Genomic DNA, 22,680 nt, shown 5'->3' with positions numbered 1-22,680 from the left:
ATCACGCTTCGAAGGCGCCCGTCTTGAAACTGCAACGGAACTCTGCCTATCTAAGTGGTGTCACCTGATTTGCCTGGTGATTTGGTTGTTCTTGTTGGGAAAGGAAACACACTGAGAACAGCACTGCGGAAGAAGGCTGACATCATGCCTTCGCCGGCAGGGATCAGCGGAAACGACGCCGCGTCCCTCGCCATCGACACAGTCCTTGCCAGTCTGGAAGACTCCAAGGCCGAAAACATCGTCTCAATCGACATCCAGGGAAAATCGAGCCTCGGCGACTATATGGTCATCGCCTCAGGCCGATCGCACCGTCATGTCTCGGCTGTCGCCGATCATCTCCTCAAGGCGCTGAAGGATGCCGGCCTCGGCAATGCGCGCGTCGAGGGGCTGGCCAGCGCCGACTGGGTCCTGATCGATTCGGGCGACATCATCGTCCACGTCTTCCGCCCCGAAGTCCGCGAATTCTACAATCTCGAAAAGATGTGGCAGGCGCCGGATCTCGAGGAAGAGACCTTGCACTGAGCCTTGATCCGCGTGCCGTGAACCGTCACGGTGCGCGTTAGGACAAGCTCGCCGGGGCGAGGATGAAGATCACCGTTCATGCCGTGGGCCGGATGAAGACCGGCCCCGAGAGAGAACTCGCCGACCGCTATTTCGAGCGCTTCGCCAAGAGCGGACCTGCGGTCGGGCTGGAGTTTGCCGGCATTGTCGAAATCCCCGAGAGCCGCGGACAGAGCGCCGACGAGCGCCGCCGCGAGGAAGCCCAGAAGCTGCAGGCCCAATTGCAGTCCGGCACCGTTCTCGTCCTGCTCGACGAACGCGGCAAGTCTCTTTCCTCGGAAGACCTGGCCGCCCGCATTGGCCAGTTGCGCGACGGCGGCCGAAAGGCGCTGGTCGTCGCCATCGGCGGCGCCGACGGCCATGACAGATCCTTGCGCGAGCAGGCCGACCTTGTGCTGTCCTTCGGCGCGCTGACCTGGCCGCACCAGCTGGTGCGCGTTATGTTGGGCGAGCAGCTTTACCGGATCGCGACGATCCTGGCGGGTCACCCGTATCATCGATCGTAATTCGCTGTGGCGATATTTGCGGCGTTTTCGTATTTTCAACGAACACAGTGGATTGGGTCATGGCCGCAGATAACAGCATTCATGTCCGCGCCGGCGAGCATATCCGTTCCCTGGTTCGTCGCGATTTGCAGGGCAGCAACGAAGTGTGGGCCCTACTGAAGGGCGAGCTTGAGCCGGGTCTTAGAGCTGAAGAGAGCGAATTCCGCGCTGCGTCGGCCCACGATGTTATTCAGCGCAATCAGGGCCGAAGCCTCTAATTGCACTGCACACGGATTTGACGGTCGGCTCTGTTTGCGTTGGCAGGCGGCATGCGTTGGAGATTGGCCGAAACGCCTACCCCTTCGTCATTCCAGGGCGGAGCAAGGAGCGAAGCGACGCGCGCAGACCCTGGAATCCATGCCGTTACCTTCGCCAAGGATCACAACGGAGCAAAATTCTGCACCGTGGCGTCGTTTCGAAGTCACGGAATGGATTCTATGGTCTGCGCGCGTCGCTTCGCTCCTTGCTCCGCCATAGAATGACGAGATCGGGCGGCTTCAACCAATCTCCGGCGTTTGCACTGATTTCACGGAAATGAACGGAAAATCTTGCACCGAGACAAACGGCAACCTTTCAAAATCCCTGTGTCGGGGAACCAGGAGACACATGGCTATCCAGATTCCCGCCTCAATGGCGCGACATCACGGTCATTATTGTGCTTACGCAATTCCGGGACGGAAAACCGTACACACTTTTCCTGGAATTGCTCTGAGCGGCGCTTCCAACATGGTTGATGGTTCGTTAACGAAGCGGCGGATAGGTTAGAGGCCTGATGTCTGAAGGCTGGTACCCGATTACGCGCGCCTGGCGCGGCCGCTGCGGCTTGACCGTTGTCGCCGCCCTGGTGGCGCTCGGGCCGGTTCGGGCGGCCGAAAATTCGCTCGACCTTGCGCCCGACCCGGATCAGAGCCGGGCCGAATACGAGCAGGTTTCGAAGGAGATCACGCTCTCGTCGGAGCGGCTGGGCAAGCTCGCCGCCGACATCGCTTCGGTGCGCAAGGACTATGCTTCGATCACCGCAGCGCTCATCCAGTCGGCGATGACGGAGCAGAAGCTCGGCCAGGACATCGAGGACATCGGCGCCAAGCTCGAAGGGCTGAAGGCCGAGCAAAATAAGCTGCGCGCCTCGCTCATGGCGCGGCGCGACGTGTTGGCCGAAGTGCTCGGCGCATTGCAGCGCATGGGGCTCAATCCGCCGCCGGCGATCCTGGTCAAGCCCGAGGATGCGCTGTCGTCGGTGCGAAGCGCCATCCTGCTCGGCGCCGTCGTGCCGGAACTGCGCCAGCAGACCGACCGGCTGATGGCCGACCTCAAGGAGCAGACGCGTGTAACGGCCTCGATCGAGGCCGAGCGGGCCAGGTTGACCGCCGCCGTCACGGACCAGACGGCGGAGAAGAAGCGGCTCACCATGCTGCTCGAGGCCAAGAAGAAGCTGCAGGCCGATACTCAAGCGGCGATGGCCGCCGAACAGCAGCACTCGCAGCAGCTGGCGGCGAAGGCGAGCAGCCTCAAGGACCTGATTGCCTCGCTCGAAGCCGACAAGGCGCGCAAGGCGCAGGACCAGGCCAAGGCGGGCGAGCGCAAATCGACGGACAACGACACCACGGCCTCGACCACCGAGCTCGCCGCGCTGCCGGTGCCGGAAGCGAACCGTCTCACGGGATCGGCGCCGTTCTCGGCATTGCAAGGCCAGATCGCGTTGCCGGTCATCGGCAAGATCAAGCTGCGTTTCGGCGCCGACGACGGCAATGGCGCGGCGATGCAAGGCGACATGGTTGCGACACAATCGGGAGCCATCGTCACCGCGCCGGCGGATGGAAACGTGCTTTATGCGGGGCCGTTTCGCTCGTATGGTCAACTCTTGATCCTCAACGCAGGCGACGGGTATCATGTCGTTCTGGCGGGGATGAGCAGAATCAGCGTCGCGACCGGACAGTCGGTGCTCGCAGGAGAGCCGATCGGCGCGATGGGAGAGGCCCGGGTGGCAAGCACCTCGGCCTCGCGAAATGGAAATGCGGCGCTGGAACTCTATGTTGAGTTCCGCAAGGATGGAAAACCCGTCGATCCGGCCCCATGGTGGGCGGACCGATTTTCTGGAAGGACGTGAAATGATGCGGAAACTGTCGCTTCTGTTTGCCGGCGCGCTGATGGGCGCATCGGCAATGAGCCTGGTTTACGGTGCACCGGGTTCGGCGGCGAATGCTGCGGGTTCGGAGACCTACAAGCAGCTGGCGATCTTCGGCGACATCTTCGAACGCGTGCGCGCCAATTACGTGACGCCGCCGGATGACAAATCGCTGGTCGAGAACGCCATCAACGGCATGCTGTCCTCGCTCGACCCGCACTCCTCCTACATGAATGCCGAGCAGGCGCAGGACATGCGCGTGCAGACAAAGGGCGAGTTCGGCGGCCTCGGCATCGAGGTCACCATGGAAAACGACCTCGTCAAGGTGATCACGCCGATCGACGACACGCCGGCCGCCAAGGCGGGCGTGCTTTCCGGCGATTACATCGCCAAGATCGACGGCGAGGAGGTTCGCGGCCTCACCCTCAACGACGCGGTCGAGAAGATGCGCGGGCCGGTCAACACGCCGATCAAGCTCACCATCCTGCGCCAGGGCGCCGACAAGCCGATCGAGCTGACGGTGGTTCGCGACGTCATCAAGGTCAAGGCGGTGAAGTACCGGGTCGAGAACGACATCGGCTACATGAAGATCACCTCCTTCACCGAGAAGACCTATGACGATCTCGAGAACGCCATCGAGAACATCAAGAAGCAGGTGCCGAACGATAAGCTGAAGGGCTATGTGCTCGACCTGCGCCTCAATCCGGGCGGCCTGCTCGACCAGGCGGTCAGCGTGTCGGACGCCTTCCTCAAGCGCGGCGAGATCGTCTCGACGCGCGGCCGCGATCCGAAGGACGTCACCCGCTTCGACGCCAAGCCGAAGCAGGTCGACGACATCAACGGCAAGCCGATGATCGTGCTGGTCAATGGCGGCTCGGCGAGCGCCTCGGAAATCGTCGCCGGCGCGCTGCAGGACCTGCGTCGCGTCACGGTGGTCGGCACGCAGTCCTTCGGCAAGGGCTCGGTGCAGACCATCATCCCGCTCGGCGAGAACGGCGCGCTCAGGCTGACGACGGCGCTCTATTACACGCCGTCGGGCAAGTCGATCCAGGGCAAGGGCATCACGCCCGACATCAAGGTCGACCAGCCGTTGCCCCCGGATCTGCAGGGCCGCGACCTGACCCGCGGCGAATCCGACCTCAAGGGCCACATCAAGGGCGCCGACGAGAGCTCCACCGGCTCGGGCTCGGCCGCCTATGTGCCGCCGGATCCGAAGAACGACCTGCAGCTGATCTATGCCGAGCAGCTTCTGCGCGGCGAAAAAACCGATCCGTCGTTCCCGCCGAACCCGGACAAGGCCGTGATGAACCAGTAATGCTGTCCGGCTCTGGCCGGCTGCGCGAAGCAATGCAATGCTGCCGGGGCCGCGAGGTTCCGGCAGTTTGATTCGGGGACCGCGGTTGGGGCGCCACGCGTCTGGGTATCGCGCCGGCGATTGCGAAGTTCACGCGAGATGTCACGAAAAAGTGACCTTGGCGTGCTTCCGGGGAAACACGACTTGGCTGAGATCGGCAAGGACATCGAACGCCCGCTCGGACAGACGCTCCGGCCTCAGCGCAAGACCTCGCGCGGCATCGGCTCCGGCTCGCTCATCGCTGTGCTGGCCGTGCTTGGCGTGATCGGTGTTTCCGGCGCTATTGCGCTGCGTGAAAGGCCGTTCCGCAAGCCGGAAGAAGTCGCCGTTTCCACGCCGAAGGTCAGCGCCGAGGCTGCTCCTGCGGCGACAGCGGCGCCGGCGCCTACGCCGGCTCCGATGGCGGCGGCGGCGCCACGGGCCAGCACGCCGATGAAGAGCGGCGGGCCGCAGGTCATCCACGTCCAGACCGAAGAAGGCGACGGCCCGCCGAAGGCCGCGATCGTGATTCGCGATCCGTCGACGCTCGGCCAGAACCTGAAGGTCGCCCATATCCCGGACAGGGCGCTGATCGAGGCCGGCGACACTGGACCGCTGCCGATACGCGGCGCCGACGGCCGGCGGCCCTTCGATGTCTATGCCCGGCCTTGGTCGGGCGCGCGCGGGGCACGGGTGGCGATCGTAATCGGCGGGCTCGCCGTCTCGCAGACCGGCACGCAGGCGGCGATCGCCAAGCTGCCGGCCGAAGTGACGTTGGCCTTCGCGCCGCAAGGCAACAGCATCGGCCGCTGGATGCAGGCGGCAAGGCAGAACGGGCATGAGATCGTCATGCAGGTGCCGCTCGAGCCGTTTGATTATCCCAAAGTCAATCCCGGCCGCAACACGCTGACGGTGTCGGCCAGCCCGGACGAGAACCTGAAGAGCCTGCACTGGGCGCTCTCCAGGACCACGAACTATACCGGGGTCATGAACTATATGGGCGCCCGCTTCTCGGGCGACGTTTCGGCGATGGAACCGTTCATGGCCGAGCTCGGCAAGCGGGGGCTTGCCTATATCGATGACGGCTCGTCATCGCGCAGTGTGGCGCCTGACCTGGCATTGAAGGATGGCGTACCATTCGTCGCCGGTGACACGGCGATCGATGCCGTGCAGGATCGCGGCGAAATCCTCAAGAAGCTGGACAGCCTGGAGGCGACGGCGCGGGCCAAGGGCAGCGCCGTCGGCATCGGTTCGGCCTTCGATATCACCGTCGACACGGTGACGTCGTGGATTGCCGAAGCGAAGAAGCGCGGCATCGAGATCGTGCCGATCTCGGCGGTGGCGATTGATCCGCAAAAGGGCTAACCCTACCCGCCTCGCCCAACTCCATTCTCAAAGACGGCTGGAAACGCTGACATATGGCCAAGACGATCGATCCCGAAACGCTGCCTTACCGTCCGTGCGTTGGGCTGATGATCCTCAACAAAGCAGGCCTGGTCTGGGTCGGGCACCGCATCGCCGAACCGGACAGCGAGTTTGCCGGCACGACGCAGCTTTGGCAGATGCCGCAGGGCGGCATCGACAAGGGCGAAGAGCCGATCGAGGCCGCCGGGCGCGAGCTCTACGAGGAAACCGGCATGCGCAGCGTGTCGCTGCTGGCCGAGGCGCCGCGCTGGATCAATTACGACCTGCCGGAGCATCTGGTCGGCGTCGCCTTCAAGGGCCGCTATCGCGGCCAGACGCAGAAATGGTTCGCCTACCGCTTCGAGGGCGACGAAGGTGAGATCGAGATCAATCCGCCGCCTGGTGGCCATAAGGCCGAGTTCGATGAATGGGCCTGGCGGCCGATGCGGGAGCTGCCCGACCTGATCGTGCCGTTCAAGCGCAAGGTCTATGAGCAGGTGGTTGCGGCGTTCCAGCATCTCGTCCCCTGAGGCAGTCGATATTCAGGTCATGCCGGTCTGCAAATGGCGGCTTCCTGCGCTTCCGGTGCTCACGTACTTCAAGTACGCTCCGCTCCGGTTCTCGGAACCCACCATTTTCGACTCGGCCTGACCTGAATCTCGACAGCCTCAGAGCAGTTGCTGCGTCGATGATAGATTGTCGATGTAATGATGGAGAGTCGCCGTGGATGACGACGCCAGCGATGCTTTGGGAGGATGCTGCGGGACCGGCAACCAATCGGTCAGCGAGGCGGCTGCCGGCGCGATCCTGACGATCGACCTCAGGGCCATCCGCGAAAACTACCGCCGGCTGAAGGCGCGGCTGAACGGCGTCCGCTGCGCCGGGGTGCTCAAGGCTGACGGCTACGGACTTGGCGCCGCGCAAGTGGCATCGGCGCTGGCGAAAGAGGGCTGCGACATCTTCTTCGTCGCGCTGCTCGGCGAAGGCATCGCGCTGCGCAAGGCGATCGGCCCCGGGCCGGACATCTTCGTGCTGAACGGGCTGCCGCCCAGCTCGGAACCGGAAGCCGCGGCGGCCGGGCTTTGCCCGGTCATCAACAGCGCCATGCAACTGAAGGCCTGGCGCGAGATCGCGCGAGGCATGGGCCAGAGCCTTGCCGCCGCCATCCAGGTCGACAGTGGCATGGCCAGGCTCGGCATGGCGCCGGCGGAAGTCGAGGCGGTCGCGGGGGAGGCCGGCGCCTTCGATGGCGTCGACATTCGTTTCGTCATGAGCCATCTCGCCCGCGCCGACGAGCCGCAACAGGCGGCGAACGAGAGGCAGCGACACGAATTCGAGCGGCTGCGCAGGATGCTGCCCGCGGCGTCCGCCTCCTTGGCCAACTCGTCCGGCATCTTTCTCGGACCGGCATATCACCGTGACCTTGCCCGTCCGGGAGCCGCGCTTTACGGCGTCAACCCGACGCCCGCCGCGCCCAATCCGATGCTGCCGGTCATAAGGCTGCAAGCCAAGGTGGCGCAGACGCGGCAGGTCGGCGCCGGCGCCGGCATCGGCTATGGCCATACCAACCATGCGGACGGGCTGCTCGATCTCGCGACCATTTCGCTGGGCTATGGCGACGGCTGGCACCGGCGCGCCGCTTCGGCCGCCTGGTTCGAAGGCGTTCGGTTGCCCTTCGTCGGTCGGGTGTCGATGGACTCGATTATCCTCGACATTTCGGCGCTTCCGGCCGGCCGGCTCGGCGAAGGCGACCTCGTCGAGCTCATCGGTCCGTCGCAAAGCGTCGACGACGCGGCCGGCCATGCCGGCACCATCGGCTACGAGATATTGACCAGCCTGGGCGCGCGCTTTCACCGCCGTTACATCGGCGGATAACGCAGCACTTGGCGGGTGCCGTAAAATCCGGCAGACAGGGAATGGCCATGCCTCGGGCGGCATGATCGGCCTTTGAGGGAGCCTTGAATGAAAGTCATCGTGCTGGGCGGCGGCGTGATAGGGGTCACCACCGCCTACTTCCTCGCCGAGGCCGGTCATGAAGTGACCGTCTACGATCGCCAGCCGGGGCCGGCCCTCGAGACCAGCTTCGCCAATGCCGGCGAAATATCGCCGGGCTATGCCTCGCCTTGGGCCGGGCCCGGCATTCCGGTCAAGGCCGTCAAATGGCTGTTGATGAAATACGGCCCGCTGGTGGTGCGGCCGGCCTTCGACCCGAATATGTGGACCTGGGTCCTCAAGATGCTGCGCAACTGCACGGCCGAGCGCTACGCGCTCAACAAGTCGCGCATGGTGCCGCTTGCCGAATACAGCCGCGACACGCTGAAGGCGCTGCGCGAGGCGACCGGCATCACTTATGACGAACGGACCAAAGGCACGCTGCAGCTGTTTCGCAAGCAGAAGCAGCTCGACGGCACCGGCGGCGACGTCGAGGTGCTGAAGAAATACGGCGTGCCTTACGAGATCCTCGACCGCGACGGCTGTGTCGCCGCCGAGCCGGCCCTTGCGGCGGTGCGCGAGAAATTCGTCGGCGGCCTCAGGCTTCCGGGCGACGAGACCGGCGACTGCAAGATGTTCACCGACAAGCTCGCAGAACTGTGCGTGGCGCGCGGCGTAACCTTCGAATATGGCTCGACCATCCGGCGCATCGTCAGGAACCGCAATCGCCTCACGAACGTCCTCACGGAGAGCGGATGGAAATCGGCGGACGCCTTCGTGATGGCGATGGGCAGCTATTCGGCGCAGTTCATGCGCTCGCTAGGGCGGCCGATACCGGTCTATCCGGTCAAGGGCTATTCGATCACCGTGCCGATCGACAATGTCGAGGCCGCGCCTGTGTCGACGGTCATGGACGAGACCTACAAGGTGGCGATCACCAGGCTCGGCGACCGCATCCGGGTCGGCGGCACGGCGGAGATTTCGGGCTATGACCTTCGCCTGCAGGAATCGCGCCGCCGCACGCTCGAACACTCGGTCGGCGATCTCTTCCCCGGCGGCGGCGACCTCAAGGCGGCGAGCTTCTGGTGCGGCTTGCGGCCGATGACGCCGGACGGACCGCCCTTGATCGGGCAAAGCGAGGTTGCCAACCTCTATCTCAACACCGGCCACGGCACGCTCGGCTGGACCATGGCCTGCGGCTCGGCCAAGGTGCTCGCCGACATCATGTCCAACCGGGTGCCGGAGATCAACGCGCGCGACCTCAGCCCGGAGCGGTATCTCAAGCCTATCTGAGGGGCGTTGCATCTGCTTCGGCGGGCTCGCTTCAGAACGCTTCCCTGACCCAGCTGTCGCCGGACAGCTGCCGGTAGAGCCTGGCGCTGGCAAGGCGGCGATGACCAACTGCCTGTGATAGAATCGGCCGCAGCGAGGGATGCATCTTTTTCTTTTTTCGACGCAAACGCCGGCGCTTGGCTGAAGCCTCTCAATCTCATCATTCCAGGGCGGAGCAGCCGCGAAGCGGCGTCGCGGAGACCCTGGAATCCATGCCCTGACCTTGATCGAAGCGTGCAGCGGAGCGGAATTCTGCACCGCAGCAGCGCGCATGCATCACGGAATGGATCCTCGGGTCTGCGCGCGTCGCTTCGCTCCTTGCTCCGCCCGTGGATGATGAGGCCGGACCGTTTCGGCCAATCTCCAAAGCAAACCACGTGCCAACGCGAACATAGCCGACCGGTCAAGATTTCTGTGCCGCGAACGTTCCGGTCAAGCAGTCCTAGATCGTGTTCTAGACAAAAAGGCCGCGCTCGCGTTCCACCGCCTTGGTGATGAAGTTGGCGACCAGCTGGACGCGGCGCAGCGGCCGCACCGATTCATGATAGACCAGCCAGTAGGCGCGGCGGATGGGCGCGACGATGTCGACCGGCACCAGCTCCGGCATCGACCGGGCGACGAACGTGTGGAGGATGCCGATGCCCGCGCCGGAGCGCACCGCTTCGGCCTGGCCAAGCGCCGAGGAGATAGCGAAGGTCGTGCGCCATTCGGGGCTGAACTCGGCAGCATAGTCGAGCGAGGGGCTGACGATGAGGTCCGGCACATAGCCGATCAGCGTGTGCCGGCCGAGCTCGGCCGGCGCTTTCGGCAGGCCGTTGGCTTCGGCATAGGTCCGGGAGGCGAAGAGGCCGAGCGTGTAGTCGACCAGCTTGCCCGCAACCAGCCGCCCTTCGCTCGGCCGCTCGACGGTGATCGCGATATCGGCCTCGCGGCGCGACAGGGAGAAGGAGCGCGGCACCGGCACCAGCTGGATGGTGAGCTCGCGGTGCAGCGCAGTCAGCTCGCCCAGCCGCTTTGCCAGGAAGGCGACGCCGAAGCCGTCCGGTGCGCCGATGCGCACCGTGCCCGAAACATCGTCGCCCTCGCCGGCAATGGTCGAGCGCGCGGCGATCATGTCGCCTTCCATGCGCTCGGCTATGTCGAGGAAGCGCTCGCCGGCCGGCGTCAGTTCGCTGCCGGTGGTCAGGCGGCGGAAGAGTTTTGTGCGAAGCGCCTCTTCGAGCGCGGCGATGCGGCGCGAGACGGTGGCGTGGTTGAGCTCAAGGCGCTTCGCCGCGCCGAGGATCTGGCCGGCGCGGGCGACTGCAAGGAAGATGCGGACGTCATCCCAGTTCATGGGAGTGGTCCGCTCTGTGATTGTCAACGCTGCGTTCCTTCGCGCCCCCCTCTGGCCTGCCGGCCATCTCCCCCTCTAGGGGGGAGATCAGATGTCGCGGCGGATTTCGCCAATCGCCGAAAGCGCTGTCGGTGAAGCTGCTAATCTCCCCCCAAGAGGGGGAGATGTCCGGCAGGACAGAGGGGGGCGCGACAAAACTCAACCTATGAAATCCTTCACGGCAGGCAATCCATCATTTGCGGCAATTAATGCACACCTCGGGACCGTTGTCTATTTTCCGCACAACGGTTGCGTTTTGGCTCGCGTTGCCATCGCCGCCGCAAAGGCGGACAATGCGTCATCACCAGAACAGGGAGAGAAAAGCATGATCGAATACGGTCATTTCATCGGCGGCAAGCATGTCGCCGGCACCAGCGGGCGCAAGCAGGATGTGATGCAGCCGATGGACGGCTCCGTGCGCGGCACGGTGGCGCTGGCCTCGCAGGCGGAGCTGCGCGCCGCTGTCGAGAACGCCAAGGCGGCACAGCCGAAATGGGCGGCCACCAACCCGCAGCGCCGCGTGCGTGTGCTGATGAAGTTCCTCGAGCTCGTCGCCCGCGACTATGACGAGTTGGCCGATATCCTGGCGCGCGAGCACGGCAAGACCATTGCCGACGCCAAGGGCGACATCCAGCGCGGCCTCGAGGTGGTCGAGGTCTGCATCGGCGCTCCGCACATGATGAAGGGCGAGTTCACCGACGGCGCCGGCCCCGGCATCGACGTCTATTCGATGCGCCAGCCGCTCGGCGTCGTCGCCGGCATCACTCCGTTCAACTTCCCGGCCATGATCCCGCTGTGGAAGATCGCGCCGGCGATCGCCTGCGGCAACGCCTTCATCCTGAAGCCGTCGGAGCGCGATCCGGGCGTGCCGATCCGCATTGCCGAACTGTTCATCGAGGCCGGCCTGCCGGCCGGCATCCTCAACGTCGTCAATGGCGACAAGGAAGTGGTCGACGCCATCCTCGACGATCCGGACATCAAGGCGATCGGCTTCGTCGGCTCGACGCCGATCGCGCACTATATCTATTCGCGCGGCACGGCATCGGGCAAGCGCGTGCAGTGCTTCGGCGGCGCCAAGAACCACATGATCATCATGCCCGATGCCGACATGGACCAGACCGTCGATGCGCTGATCGGCGCCGGCTACGGCTCGGCCGGCGAGCGCTGCATGGCGATTTCGGTGGCTGTCCCGGTCGGCAACGACACCGCCAACCGCCTGATGGAAAAGCTGGTGCCGCGCGTCGAGAGCCTCAAGGTCGGCCCCTCGACCGACTCTTCCGCCGATTTCGGCCCGCTGGTGACCGCGCAGGCGCTGGAGCGCGTCAAGGGCTATGTCGATATCGGCATCAAGGAAGGCGCCAAGCTCGTCGTCGACGGCCGTGGCTTCAAGATGCAGGGCTATGAGAACGGCTACTATATGGGCGGCTGCCTGTTCGACAACGTGACCGCCGACATGCGCATCTACAAGGAAGAGATCTTCGGGCCGGTGCTCTCGGTGGTGCGCGCGCCGCGCTACGAGGACGCCATTAAGCTCGCCAACGATCACGAGATGGGCAACGGCGTCGCCATCTTCACCCGCGACGGCGACGCCGCGCGTGACTTCGCCAGCCGCGTTCAGGTCGGCATGGTCGGCGTCAACGTGCCGATCCCGGTTCCGATCGCCTATTACACGTTCGGCGGCTGGAAGGCGTCGTCCTTCGGCGACCTCAACCAGCACGGTCCAGACGCGTTCCGCTTCTACACCAAGACCAAGACGGTCACCTCGCGCTGGCCGTCGGGCATCAAAGACGGCGCGGAATTCGTCATCCCGACGATGAACTAGCCCGACGGTTTCGAAGCAGACCTGAGGAAGCGCGGTGCAAGCCGCGCTTTCTTTTATCAAGCATCACTCTCGCTTTCGGCGCCGTGTCATGGCGGCGCAATTCCAGTGCATGATTCGACGCGCGGCACGTCGAGAGCATCCGCATATTCTAATAATTCCATCGCCGTGTGATGGAACCAACAGACCACCATCTGCCTTAGGCTGTATTCCTGCCATGCGTGCAGGCAACCAAGCAGCGCCGGTTCAAGCCGGGGTTCTCGTCTGGCGCGAGGAGGTGTCAGATGACACGATTTGTTGTGGCGGCAATGTTGGCGGCGACGGCGATGACCGTTGGAGCCGCGCCGGCGAGCGCGGCGGCGCAATGCGCGGCGCGCGCCGACATCATCAAGGCGCTCGGCGACAAGTTCCACGAAACCGAGGCCGGGCGCGGCCTGATCAATCCAAACGTCGTGCTCGAGATCTTCGTCTCCGACCAGGGAAGCTGGACGGTGCTCGCCTCCGATACCAAAGGCCAGAGCTGCGTGCTTTCCGTCGGCGAGGGCTGGGACAGCCCGACGATCACGGCGGCGATGCCGGGCGCCTGAAACCGGCAGGGAGCCGGGGTGAGCGCCACAACGGCTCCTGCGCTCGGGCGTCAAGTGGCGCCAAGCAAGGCGCTCTCCGCGGCGCCGCTTGTTTACGGAGCGGAGCTTCACCATATCGAATCCAGGGAGTCATGATCTCCCGACGACAGACCGGAAGCCAGAAGGAGTGACGCGATGAAGACGTCCAATCCGGCCTGGAGCCTTCCGGCACACTGAGGCGGCCGAATGTGCCTCCCTTGCCGGAATGCGAAGGCAAAGGAGGTGCCCCATGGCACGCGAATTTTCGTTTCAATGGGTCAAGCTTGCGGCCGTTGGCGCCATGGTGGCGCTGTCGGCAGTTCCGGCGCGGGCGCAAGTCATCTGCGGCGGCCATGACTATCTGGTCGCGAGGCTGGCGGAGGCATTCGAGGAGAAGCGGCTGGGCTATGGCGTGGCCGGACAAGTCGCCATCTTCGAGGTGTTCGTCTCGGCAGGCGGAACCTGGACCATCCTGATGACCGACGTCAAAGGCCAGAGCTGCATCCTGGCCGCCGGCGAGGGGTGGGAAGACACGCTGGCCACCGCGGTCGGGCAGCCGGGCGGCTGAGACGTCTCGAGCAGGCGCTGGTCCTGCTCAGCGCGTGGCGGCCACCTCGGCGTGACCGCGCAGCAGCGCCATCAGCTTCTTGGCGTCCTTGGCGGCGGCTTCCTCGTCGCCGTCGAGGATGGAACGGATCAGCGCCACGTGATGCTCGGCCGATTCGGCGAGACCGGTGTCGGCCTTGTAGCGATACCAGAAGCGGCGGCTGTGGGTCTGCAAGGGGGCTGCCACACGCGCCGCGAACGGGTTGTCGGCGGCGATCGCCAGCGCTTCGTCGAGCGCCTTGTCGGCCTGGATGAAGGCAAGCACATTGCTCGAGATCACCGCCTTCTGCATGGCCAGGGCTGCTTCATGGAACAGGTCGGCGGCCTCGCGGGTGACGAAGCGGGCGGCCGAGCGGGCGAGCACCACCTCGATGCCGCGCCGCGCATCCAGCACCCGCAGCCAGTCGCCGGCGTGAAGCGGCGCGACCGCGATGCCGGCGCGAGGCCTGATGTCGAGGAGACCTTCCCAGGCGAGCCGCTGGATCGCCTCGCGCACCGGCGTGCGTCCGAGACCCAGCCGCTCGATCAGCGCGCCTTCGGTGACGAAGCCCGACGGCGCCAGCTCGAGCGTGACGATCATATGCTCAAGCGCGCGATAGGCCTTGGTCGCCGCCGGCTCGAAGGTCGCGTTCGCCTCGATGGATATCAGCGGAGAGATCAATGGCGGGCTCCTGATATATTTTTCATATATCATAGGTGATTCAGCGTTGACAGGCTAATCCTTAATAGATATACAACTGATATATCAGAGGAGAAATATCCATGTGGGCCGGAGTTTTCCCCGCCGTCACGACGAAATTCACCGCCGACGACCGTCTCGACCATGCCGAGATGGAGCGCTGCTATTCCCTGCAGATGGAGGCTGGCTGCGACGGCATCATCGTCTGCGGCTCGCTCGGCGAAGGACCCATGCTGTCGCCTGACGAGAAGATCGAGGTGCTGAAGACGGCGCGGAAAGTCGCCGGCGACAAGCCGGTGTTGCTGACCGTCAACGAGCCCGGCACGCGTGAGGCCGCCGTTATCGCCAAGCGCGCCGCCAAGGAAGGCGCCGACGGCCTGATGGTGGTGCCGAGCCCGATCTACCACACCGACCCGCAAGAGACGGTCGCCGCCCTTCGCGCCGTCGCGGAAGCCGGCGACCTGCCGGTGATGATCTATTCCAACCGGCTCGCCTACCGTGTCGACGTCACAGTCGACCTGATGGAGGAGCTGGCGCCGGACAGCCGCTTCGTCGCCATCAAGGAATCCTCCGACGACATCCGCCGCTCGACCGAGATCATCAACCGCTTCGGCAGTCGCTACGACCTCTTCACCGGGGTCGACAATCTCGCCTTCGAGGCGCTGTCGGTTGGCGCCATCGGCTGGGTCGCCGGCCTTGTCACCGCCTTCCCGCGCGAGACGGTCGCGATCTACAAGCTGATGCGGCAGGGCCGCCGCGACGAGGCGCTGGCGATCTATCGCTGGTTCCGGCCCTTGCTCGACCTCGATGTCTCGACCTATCTGGTCCAAAACATCAAGCTTGCCGAAGTGCTGGCGATCGGTACCAATGATCGCGTGCGTATGCCGCGCCAGCCGCTGTCGGGCGAACGCCGCAAGGCGGTCGAGAACATCGTCCGGGACGCGCTGGCGGTGCGGCCGACGCTGCCGGCGCTGCAGACGTCTCCTCGATCGGTGGAGAAGATGGCGGCGGCCGAATAAGGGACAGCCCTGACGTGCAGGACAAATCCGAGGAGGGGCGCCGCCCCTCATCCGCCCTTCAGGCACCTTCTCCCCGTGAACGGGAAGAAGGAAGGGAGGACATCGCCATCATCGGCGGCGGCATCATCGGCATCTGCGCTGCGACCCTGCTCTCGGAAGCGGGGCGCAGCGTCACCGTCTTCGACCGTACCGGCATCTGCGAGGAGACGAGTTCCGGCAATGCCGCCGCCTTCGCCTTCTCCGACGTGCTGCCGCTGGCGCATAAGGGCATGATCCGGCAATTGCCGAAATGGCTCGCCGACCCGCTCGGGCCTTTGGCCATCCCGCCGGCCTATCTGCCCAAGCTGCTGCCCTGGCTTATCCGCTTCTGGCGGGCGGGTGCCGCCAGGCACTACGAAGCGAGCCTGGCGGCGCAGGTCGGCATGATGAAGCTCGCCGAAGCCGAATGGATGGCGCTGCTCGACCGCTCCGGCACGCGGCCGATGCTGCGCGAGGATGGTTCGCTGGAATTCTATGAGAGCGAGGCGGAGTTCCGCGCCTCGCTGCCCGGCTGGGCCGAGCGCGAGCGCTTCGGCATCGGCTTTCGCCATGTCGAGGGCGAAGAGATGGCCGCGCTGCAGCCGGGTCTTTCGCCGCGCTTCGTTAAGGGCACCTTCGTACCGGGCTGGAAGACGGTCGCCGATCCGAAGCTGCTCGGCAAAGCGGTCTGGACCTATGCGGAAAAGCTTGGCGCCCGTTTCGAGCATGCGCGGGTCGCGCGCATAGAGGCCGACGCAAAGGGCGCCTCGATCGTTCTGGCCGACGGCAGCAGGCGGACGGCAAAGACGCTTCTGATCACCGCGGGCGCCTGGTCCCATCTCCTGGCAAGGGATCTCGGCGACAGCATCCCGCTTGAAACCGAGCGCGGCTACAATACGACGCTGCCGGTGTCGGCCTTCGACGTGAAACGGCAGCTGATCTTTTCCGGCCATGGCTTCGTCATCACGCCGCTCGAGACCGGCTTGCGCGTCGGCGGCGCCGTCGAGCTCGGCGGCATCGAGCGGCCGCCGAATTTCGCTCGCTCGAAAGCGATGCTGGAGAAGGCGAAGCGCTTCCTGCCCGGGCTCGATCCGTCGGGCGGCCGCGAGTGGATGGGTTTTCGCCCCTCGCTGCCGGATTCCCTGCCGGTGATCGGCGCCTCGCGCGCGCCGAAGGTCTACTACGCTTTTGGTCACGGCCATCTCGGCCTGACCCAGTCGGCGGCGACCGGCCGCTTGATCCGCGATCTCGTTCTCGGGCAGACTCCGCCCCTCGATCTCGCCCCTTTCCGCCCGCAACGGTTCTGACAGCAAGAGAGCAACCATGGCCAAAAAATCCTTCTTCTGCATCGACGGCCACACCTGCGGCAATCCGGTGCGCCTAGTCGCCGGCGGCGGACCGCTGCTCGAGGGCGCGACGATGATGGAGCGGCGGGCGCATTTCCTCGCCGAATATGACTGGATCCGCACCGGATTGATGTTCGAGCCCCGCGGCCATGACGTGATGTCGGGCTCGATCCTCTATCCGCCGACGCGCGATGACTGCGATATAGCCATCCTGTTCATCGAAACCTCGGGCTGCCTGCCGATGTGTGGGCATGGCACCATCGGCACAGTCACCATGGCCATCGAGCACGGGTTGGTGAAGCCGAAGACGCCGGGCGTGCTCAGGCTCGACACGCCGGCCGGCCTGGTCGTCGCCGAATACAAGCAGGTCGGCGAATATGTCGAGGAGGTGCGCATCACCAACGTGCCCTCCTTCCTCCATGCCGAAGGCTTGACCGTCGACTGCCCGGTGCTCGGGGAGATCAGCGTCGACGTCGCCTATGGCGGCAATTTCTACGCCATCGTCGAGCCGCAGAAGAACTACCGGGACATGGCCGACTATTCGGCCGGCGACCTCATCGCCTGGAGCCCGGTGGTGCGCCAGCGCCTCAACGAGAAATACTCCTTCGTGCATCCGGAGAACTCCGGCATCAACCGGCTGTCGCATATGCTGTGGACGGGCAAGCCGAAACATGCCGAGGCCGATGCGCGCAACGCCGTCTTCTACGGCGACAAGGCGATCGACCGCAGCCCTTGCGGCACCGGCACCTCGGCGCGCATGGCGCAGCTCCATGCCAAGGGCAAGCTCAAGGCCGGCGACAGTTTCGTCCATGAATCGATCATCGGCTCGCTGTTCAAAGGCAAGGTCGAAAAGGAGGTCAGCGTGGCCGGCAAGCCGGCGATCATCCCCTCGATCGGCGGCTGGGCGCGCATGACAGGATTGAACACCATCTTCATCGACGACCGCGATCCGTTCGCGCATGGATTCGTCGTCACATAAGCGTCACGGCCTCACGCAACGGAAGGCGTGCCGCCCAAAATGGACAACCTCTGTTCGCGCAAGAAATCTTCTCATCAACTTATTTTGACGGCGATTTCTTCGAGCGGGTGGGCATTATGGGGCTGAATCGTCAAAGACATTGCGTTGTGCCAATGATAGGGTCCGCGATAGTCCAGGGGGCCGGGTACGAAAAACGGACAATCGGGCGGCGTGCTTCCAAAACACGCCCGGCGATTGAAAAATCACGTTGCAATCCGGGCTCGAGACTTTACGACTAGGGGAAATACGAAAAGGAGTGCGACCCGGAAACGGGCGACATTCCAGGGGAGCCGCGTAAATATGCAGTATTTCGTCCAGCAGCTTATCAATGGGCTGACGCTGGGATCTATCTATGGCCTGATCGCAATCGGCTACACGATGGTCTACGGCATCATCGGCATGATAAATTTCGCCCATGGCGATATCTTCATGGTCGGCGCCTTCACCGCCCTCATCGTCTTCCTGATCCTCGGCGCGTTATTCTATTCGGTGCCGGTCGTGGTGGCGCTTCTGATCATGATGATCGTCGCCATGCTTCTCACCAGCCTCTACAACTGGACGATCGAAAAGGTGGCCTACCGGCCGCTGCGCGGATCGTTCCGGCTGGCGCCGCTGATCACCGCCATCGGCATGTCGATCGCGCTGTCCAATTTCGTGCAGGTCACGCAAGGCCCGCGCAACAAGCCGATCCCGCCGCTGGTCAGCCAAGTCTACACGATCGACGGCATCAGCATCTCGCTGAAGCAGATCATCATCGTGATCGTCACCATCGCGCTGCTGGCGATCTTCTGGTACCTCGTCAACCGAACCGCGCTCGGGCGGGCGCAACGCGCCTGCGAGCAGGATCGCAAGATGGCTGCGCTGCTCGGCATCGACGTCGACCGCACCATCTCCATCACCTTCATCATGGGCGCAGCTCTTGCCGCCGTCGCCGGTACCCTGTTCCTGATGTATTACGGCGTCGTGGTGTTCTCGGACGGCTTCGTGCCGGGCGTGAAGGCCTTCACGGCGGCCGTGCTTGGCGGCATCGGCTCGCTGCCTGGCGCGGTGCTGGGAGGATTGCTCATCGGCTTCATCGAGAGCATGTGGTCGGCCTATTTCTCGATCGACTACAAGGACGTCGCCGCTTTCTCGATCCTGGCGATCGTGCTCATCTTCCTGCCCTCCGGCATCCTCGGCCGGCCTGAAGTCGAAAAGGTCTGATCCTGATGGCCGTTACCGTGTCTTCGGAGCGCGACACCGTCGCTACTCCAGTCCAGCGCGCTTTTCGCGAAGCGCTCTATGCAGGTGCCATCGCGCTCGGCCTGTTCGTGCTGTTTATCGGTCTCAGGACCGACCAGAATATCTCCAACGAACTGATCCTGGTGCAGCGCTGGGGCCTGCTCGCCCTGGTGGTCATCGCCACCGCTGGGGGCCGCTTCCTGTATGTCGCCTATGGCCAGCCCTTCGTGGCCAGCCTGAAGATCGCCGACATCGACACAGGCCTGCTGCCCGAGACCATGGCGGCACGCTTCTTCAGGACGCCTTATTTCATAGCCGCGGTCGTTGTCGCAGCCTTGCTGTTCGTGCTGGCCGGCTCGCTTGACGGGCTGCTCGGACCCGACCTTGCCGGCTACGCACGCTTTGTGCGGGCGCTGGCGATCATTTATGCCGTCGCCTGGGTAATGTATTATTTCCGGGCCTTCATCCACGCCCACTTCTCGGCGTTGGGCGTCAGCGCGCTGGCGCTCTATCCGATCGTCGTCGTGCTGGTGCTTGCGCTGGTAACAGGATCGATGGCGGGAGGGTTTCAGGGCTCTCTGAAGTGGGTTGACAATTTCGGCATCCAGATCCTGATCTATGTGATGCTGGCCTGGGGGCTGAACATTGTCATCGGCCTCGCCGGCCTGCTCGATCTCGGCTACGTCGCCTTCTATGCCGTCGGCGCGTATGCCTACGCGTTGCTCGGCACGCATTTCGGCCTCTCCTTCTGGATCCTGCTTCCGGCCGCCGGCTGCATGGCCGCCTTCTGGGGCGTCATGCTCGGTTTCCCGGTGCTGCGGCTGCGCGGCGACTATCTGGCGATCGTCACCCTTGCCTTTGGCGAGATCATCCGCCTCGTCCTGATCAACTGGCGCGAGGTGACAAACGGTTCGGCCGGCATTTCCGGCATTCCAAAGGTCTCCTTCTTCGGCCTGATGTCGTTCAACGTCTCGGACCCGAACTACATCGCCAAGGTGCTGCACATCGCCACATCGAGCGCCTATTACAAGATCTTCCTTTACTATCTGATCCTCGGCCTCTGTCTCTTGACCGCCTTCGTTACCATCAGGCTGCGCCGGTTGCCGGTCGGCAGGGCGTGGGAAGCGCTGCGCGAGGACGAGATCGCCTGTCGCTCGCTCGGCATCAACACCACCACCACCAAGCTGACGGCGTTCGCCACCGGCGCCATGTTCGGCGGCTTCGCCGGCTCGTTCTTCGCCGCACGGCAAGGGTTCGTCAGCCCCGAATCCTTCGTCTTCCTGGAATCGGCGATTGTCCTCGCCATCGTCGTGCTCGGCGGCATGGGTTCGCTGGTCGGCATCGCCGTAGCGGCGCTGGTGATGATCGGCGGCACCGAAGCGTTACGGGAACTCGACTTCCTGAAGCGGGTCTTCGGTCCCGATTTCACGCCTGAACTCTACCGCATGCTGCTTTTCGGCATGGCCATGGTCATCGTCATGCTGTGGAAGCCGCGCGGCTTCGTCGGCAGCCGCGAGCCGACGGCCTTCCTGAAGGAGCGAAGAGCGGTTTCAAGCTCCTTCACCAAGGAGGGGCACGGCTGATGAACGCGACCCCTTCCTCGAACGATTTCATCCTGCAGGTCGAGCATCTGTCGATGAAGTTCGGCGGCCTGGTCGCCATCGGCGACCTGTCGTTCCAGGCCAGGCGCGGCGAGATCACCGCGCTGATCGGCCCGAACGGCGCCGGCAAGACCACGGTGTTCAACTGCATCACCGGCTTCTACAAGCCGTCTGAAGGCATGATCACGCTGAACCGGAACGACGGCTCGACCTATCTGCTCGAGCGCCTGCCCAACCACGAGATCCCGGCGCGCGCCAAGGTGGCGCGCACTTTCCAGAACATCCGCCTGTTCTCGGGCATGACGCTGCTGGAGAACCTCCTGGTCGCGCAGCACAACAAGCTGATGAAGGCTTCGGGCTATACTCTCCTCGGCCTGTTCGGCTTTCCGAGCTATCGCCAGGCCTCGGCCGAGTCGATCGAGCTCGCCAGGCACTGGCTGGAGAAGGCCGATCTTGTCGAGCGCGCCGACGATCCGGCCGGCGACCTGCCCTATGGCGCGCAGCGGCGCCTGGAAATCGCGCGCGCCATGTGCACGGGGCCGGAGCTTCTGTGCCTCGACGAACCGGCCGCCGGCCTCAATCCGAAGGAATCTGCGGCGCTCAACGAGCTGTTGATGGGCATCAAGAGCACCGGCACGTCGATCCTGCTCATCGAGCACGACATGTCGGTGGTGATGCAGATCTCCGACCATGTCGTCGTGCTCGAATACGGCCGCAAGATCTCCGACGGCAATCCGGCGTCGGTCCGCACCGATCCGCGCGTCATCGCGGCCTATCTCGGCGTCGACGACGAGGAGGTCGAGACGGTGCTGACCGAGGTCGGCGATGAGGACGTGATCGAACAGCTCGATACCGGCCCCGATTCCGCGCATGGGCCGGGAAATTCCGCTTCCATGATGGCCGGGCCGGTTTCCGATTCGGTCGAACATGGGAATAAGGGCGAGCGGGTCACGGTGTCGAAGGGCGCCTCGAAGGCGGCGCAAGTCGACGCGCGCGCCGCATCGATAGCCAGCAAACCGATTCCAGCGCCAGCGACAAAGTCGGCCGCCGCGAAAGGCAAGCCGACGGCGAAAGCCCCTGCAAAGAAGGCTCCCGGCAAGGCGCCGGCGAAAGCCGGCGACATCTCGAATCGCCTCGACGCGCCACGCGGCGGCAAGGCGGACAGCCTGATCCGCATCAAAGGCATCGGCCCGGTCAACGAGCGCAAGCTCAACGAGCACGGCATCTTCCATTTCGACCAGATAGCGGCCTGGAAGAAGGCCGACATCGAGGCCGCGGAGGCCTATCTCGCCTTTGACGGGCGCATTGCTCGCGAAGACTGGATCGGCCAGGCGAAGACGCTGGCGAAGGAAGCGGCGGCCAAGCCCGCGACGCGTGGAGGGCGTAAATAATGGCCGGCACAACGCTGCTCGACATCAAGGGTGTCGAAACTTACTACGGCAACATCCGGGCGCTGAACGGCGTCGATGTCAGCGTCAACCAGGGTGAGATCGTGGCGCTGATCGGTGCCAACGGCGCCGGCAAGTCGACGCTGATGATGACCATCTTCGGCGCGCCGCGCGCCCGCACCGGCACCATCACCTTCGCCGGCACCGACATCACCAAGATGCCGACGCATGAGATCGCACGCCTGCGCATCGCGCAATCCCCGGAAGGCAGACGCATCTTTCCGCGCATGACGGTGATGGAAAATCTGCAGATGGGCGCCAGCCTCGACAACCTCAGGCATTATGACGAGGACGTCGAGAGGGTGTTCACGCTGTTCCCGCGGCTGAAAGAGCGCATCGCCCAGCGCGGCGGCACGCTGTCGGGCGGCGAGCAGCAGATGCTGTCGATCGGGCGCGCGCTGATGGCGCGGCCGAAGCTTTTGTTGCTGGACGAGCCCTCGCTGGGCCTCGCGCCGCTGATCGTCAAGCAGATCTTCGACGCCATCCGCGAGCTCAACAAGACGCAGGGGCTGACCGTGTTCCTGGTCGAGCAGAACGCCTTCGGCGCGCTCAAGCTCGCCACGCGCGGTTATGTCATGGTCAACGGCAATGTGACGATGAGCGGCACCGGCAAGGAATTGCTTGCCAATCCGGAAGTGCGCGCCGCCTATCTCGAAGGCGGACATCATTAGAGCGCGATGACTTTCCCAGGAT

21 protein-coding genes are annotated in these 22,680 nt (G+C 64.3%); 19 read left to right on the top strand and 2 right to left on the bottom strand.

Annotated elements, in window-relative coordinates; genetic code table 11:
* Positions 1-144 precede the first annotated feature (144 nt).
* The 9 genes from rsfS (at position 145) to FJ425_RS11065 (ending at position 9,193) form a co-directional block, all read left to right on the top strand.
* Positions 145-522, top strand: a complete 378-nt coding sequence (rsfS, locus tag FJ425_RS11105) for a ribosome silencing factor (protein WP_095767215.1) — start codon at positions 145-147, stop codon at positions 520-522.
* A gap of 62 nt (positions 523-584) precedes the next feature.
* Complete coding sequence (gene rlmH / locus FJ425_RS11100) at positions 585-1,067, top strand: 23S rRNA (pseudouridine(1915)-N(3))-methyltransferase RlmH (RefSeq protein ID WP_140546819.1); 483 nt, start codon at positions 585-587, stop codon at positions 1,065-1,067.
* 59 nt (positions 1,068-1,126) lie between these two features.
* Complete coding sequence (locus FJ425_RS11095; RefSeq protein ID WP_140723382.1) at positions 1,127-1,324, top strand: transcriptional regulator; 198 nt, start codon at positions 1,127-1,129, stop codon at positions 1,322-1,324.
* Between the two features lie 554 nt (positions 1,325-1,878).
* Entirely contained in the window at positions 1,879-3,213 is a 1,335-nt protein-coding gene (locus FJ425_RS11090) for a murein hydrolase activator EnvC (protein WP_140723379.1), read from the top strand.
* Between the two features lies 1 nt (position 3,214).
* Positions 3,215-4,546, top strand: coding sequence for a S41 family peptidase (locus FJ425_RS11085; protein WP_181164986.1), 1,332 nt, complete (start codon positions 3,215-3,217; stop codon positions 4,544-4,546).
* Between the two features lie 183 nt (positions 4,547-4,729).
* The gene (locus FJ425_RS11080) at positions 4,730-5,929 is read left to right on the top strand and encodes a divergent polysaccharide deacetylase family protein (RefSeq protein WP_140723376.1); all 1,200 of its coding nucleotides are present in this window, start codon (positions 4,730-4,732) and stop codon (positions 5,927-5,929) included.
* Positions 5,930-5,982: 53 nt separating this feature from the next.
* Positions 5,983-6,498, top strand: a complete 516-nt coding sequence (locus tag FJ425_RS11075) for an RNA pyrophosphohydrolase (protein ID WP_140723373.1) — start codon at positions 5,983-5,985, stop codon at positions 6,496-6,498.
* A gap of 193 nt (positions 6,499-6,691) precedes the next feature.
* Positions 6,692-7,843, top strand: a complete 1,152-nt coding sequence (gene alr / locus FJ425_RS11070) for an alanine racemase (RefSeq protein ID WP_246677918.1) — start codon at positions 6,692-6,694, stop codon at positions 7,841-7,843.
* An 87-nt stretch (positions 7,844-7,930) separates the two neighbouring features.
* Positions 7,931-9,193, top strand: coding sequence for a D-amino acid dehydrogenase (locus FJ425_RS11065; RefSeq protein ID WP_140723371.1), 1,263 nt, complete (start codon positions 7,931-7,933; stop codon positions 9,191-9,193).
* A 493-nt stretch (positions 9,194-9,686) separates the two neighbouring features.
* Here FJ425_RS11065 and FJ425_RS11060 read toward each other — a convergent pair whose 3' ends face one another.
* The gene (locus FJ425_RS11060) at positions 9,687-10,568 is read right to left on the bottom strand and encodes a LysR family transcriptional regulator (RefSeq protein WP_140723368.1); all 882 of its coding nucleotides are present in this window, start codon (positions 10,566-10,568) and stop codon (positions 9,687-9,689) included.
* 364 nt (positions 10,569-10,932) lie between these two features.
* On the opposite strand from FJ425_RS11060, the gene FJ425_RS11050 reads away from it, so the two are divergent.
* From FJ425_RS11050 to FJ425_RS11040, 3 genes are all read left to right on the top strand, one after another.
* Complete coding sequence (locus tag FJ425_RS11050) at positions 10,933-12,429, top strand: CoA-acylating methylmalonate-semialdehyde dehydrogenase (protein WP_140723365.1); 1,497 nt, start codon at positions 10,933-10,935, stop codon at positions 12,427-12,429.
* Positions 12,430-12,710: 281 nt separating this feature from the next.
* On the top strand, positions 12,711-13,013 hold the full coding sequence (locus FJ425_RS11045) for a hypothetical protein (RefSeq protein WP_140634320.1): 303 nt from the start codon (positions 12,711-12,713) through the stop codon (positions 13,011-13,013).
* A 268-nt stretch (positions 13,014-13,281) separates the two neighbouring features.
* Complete coding sequence (locus tag FJ425_RS11040) at positions 13,282-13,599, top strand: hypothetical protein (protein ID WP_140546068.1); 318 nt, start codon at positions 13,282-13,284, stop codon at positions 13,597-13,599.
* Between the two features lie 27 nt (positions 13,600-13,626).
* Here the strand turns inward: FJ425_RS11040 and FJ425_RS11035 are convergent, their stop codons facing one another.
* Positions 13,627-14,331 carry a GntR family transcriptional regulator gene (locus FJ425_RS11035; RefSeq protein WP_246677917.1) on the bottom strand — a complete coding sequence of 235 codons (705 nt, stop codon included), beginning with the start codon at positions 14,329-14,331 and terminating at the stop codon, positions 13,627-13,629.
* 68 nt (positions 14,332-14,399) lie between these two features.
* On the opposite strand from FJ425_RS11035, the gene FJ425_RS11030 reads away from it, so the two are divergent.
* From FJ425_RS11030 to FJ425_RS11000, 7 genes are all read left to right on the top strand, one after another.
* Positions 14,400-15,335, top strand: coding sequence for a dihydrodipicolinate synthase family protein (locus FJ425_RS11030; RefSeq protein ID WP_140723362.1), 936 nt, complete (start codon positions 14,400-14,402; stop codon positions 15,333-15,335).
* Positions 15,336-15,349: 14 nt separating this feature from the next.
* Positions 15,350-16,660 carry an FAD-binding oxidoreductase gene (locus tag FJ425_RS11025; protein WP_246677916.1) on the top strand — a complete coding sequence of 437 codons (1,311 nt, stop codon included), beginning with the start codon at positions 15,350-15,352 and terminating at the stop codon, positions 16,658-16,660.
* 16 nt (positions 16,661-16,676) lie between these two features.
* Positions 16,677-17,678: a 4-hydroxyproline epimerase gene (locus FJ425_RS11020; protein WP_140723359.1), complete on the top strand. Its 1,002-nt coding sequence runs from the start codon at positions 16,677-16,679 to the stop codon at positions 17,676-17,678.
* A 339-nt stretch (positions 17,679-18,017) separates the two neighbouring features.
* Positions 18,018-18,920: a branched-chain amino acid ABC transporter permease LivH gene (locus FJ425_RS11015; protein WP_140546072.1), complete on the top strand. Its 903-nt coding sequence runs from the start codon at positions 18,018-18,020 to the stop codon at positions 18,918-18,920.
* Between the two features lie 5 nt (positions 18,921-18,925).
* The gene (livM, locus tag FJ425_RS11010; protein ID WP_140723356.1) at positions 18,926-20,521 is read left to right on the top strand and encodes a high-affinity branched-chain amino acid ABC transporter permease LivM; all 1,596 of its coding nucleotides are present in this window, start codon (positions 18,926-18,928) and stop codon (positions 20,519-20,521) included.
* The gene (locus tag FJ425_RS11005; protein ID WP_140634334.1) at positions 20,521-21,930 is read left to right on the top strand and encodes an ATP-binding cassette domain-containing protein; all 1,410 of its coding nucleotides are present in this window, start codon (positions 20,521-20,523) and stop codon (positions 21,928-21,930) included. Before livM ends, FJ425_RS11005 begins: the two co-directional genes overlap by 1 nt.
* The gene (locus tag FJ425_RS11000) at positions 21,930-22,658 is read left to right on the top strand and encodes an ABC transporter ATP-binding protein (protein WP_140634335.1); all 729 of its coding nucleotides are present in this window, start codon (positions 21,930-21,932) and stop codon (positions 22,656-22,658) included. The genes FJ425_RS11005 and FJ425_RS11000 overlap by 1 nt, the downstream gene beginning before the upstream one ends.
* Positions 22,659-22,680: the final 22 nt, after the last annotated feature.

This window comes from Mesorhizobium sp. B2-7-2, assembly GCF_006440775.1.
GTDB lineage: Bacteria > Pseudomonadota > Alphaproteobacteria > Rhizobiales > Rhizobiaceae > Mesorhizobium.
This window is presented reverse-complemented; position numbering and strand designations above follow the sequence as displayed.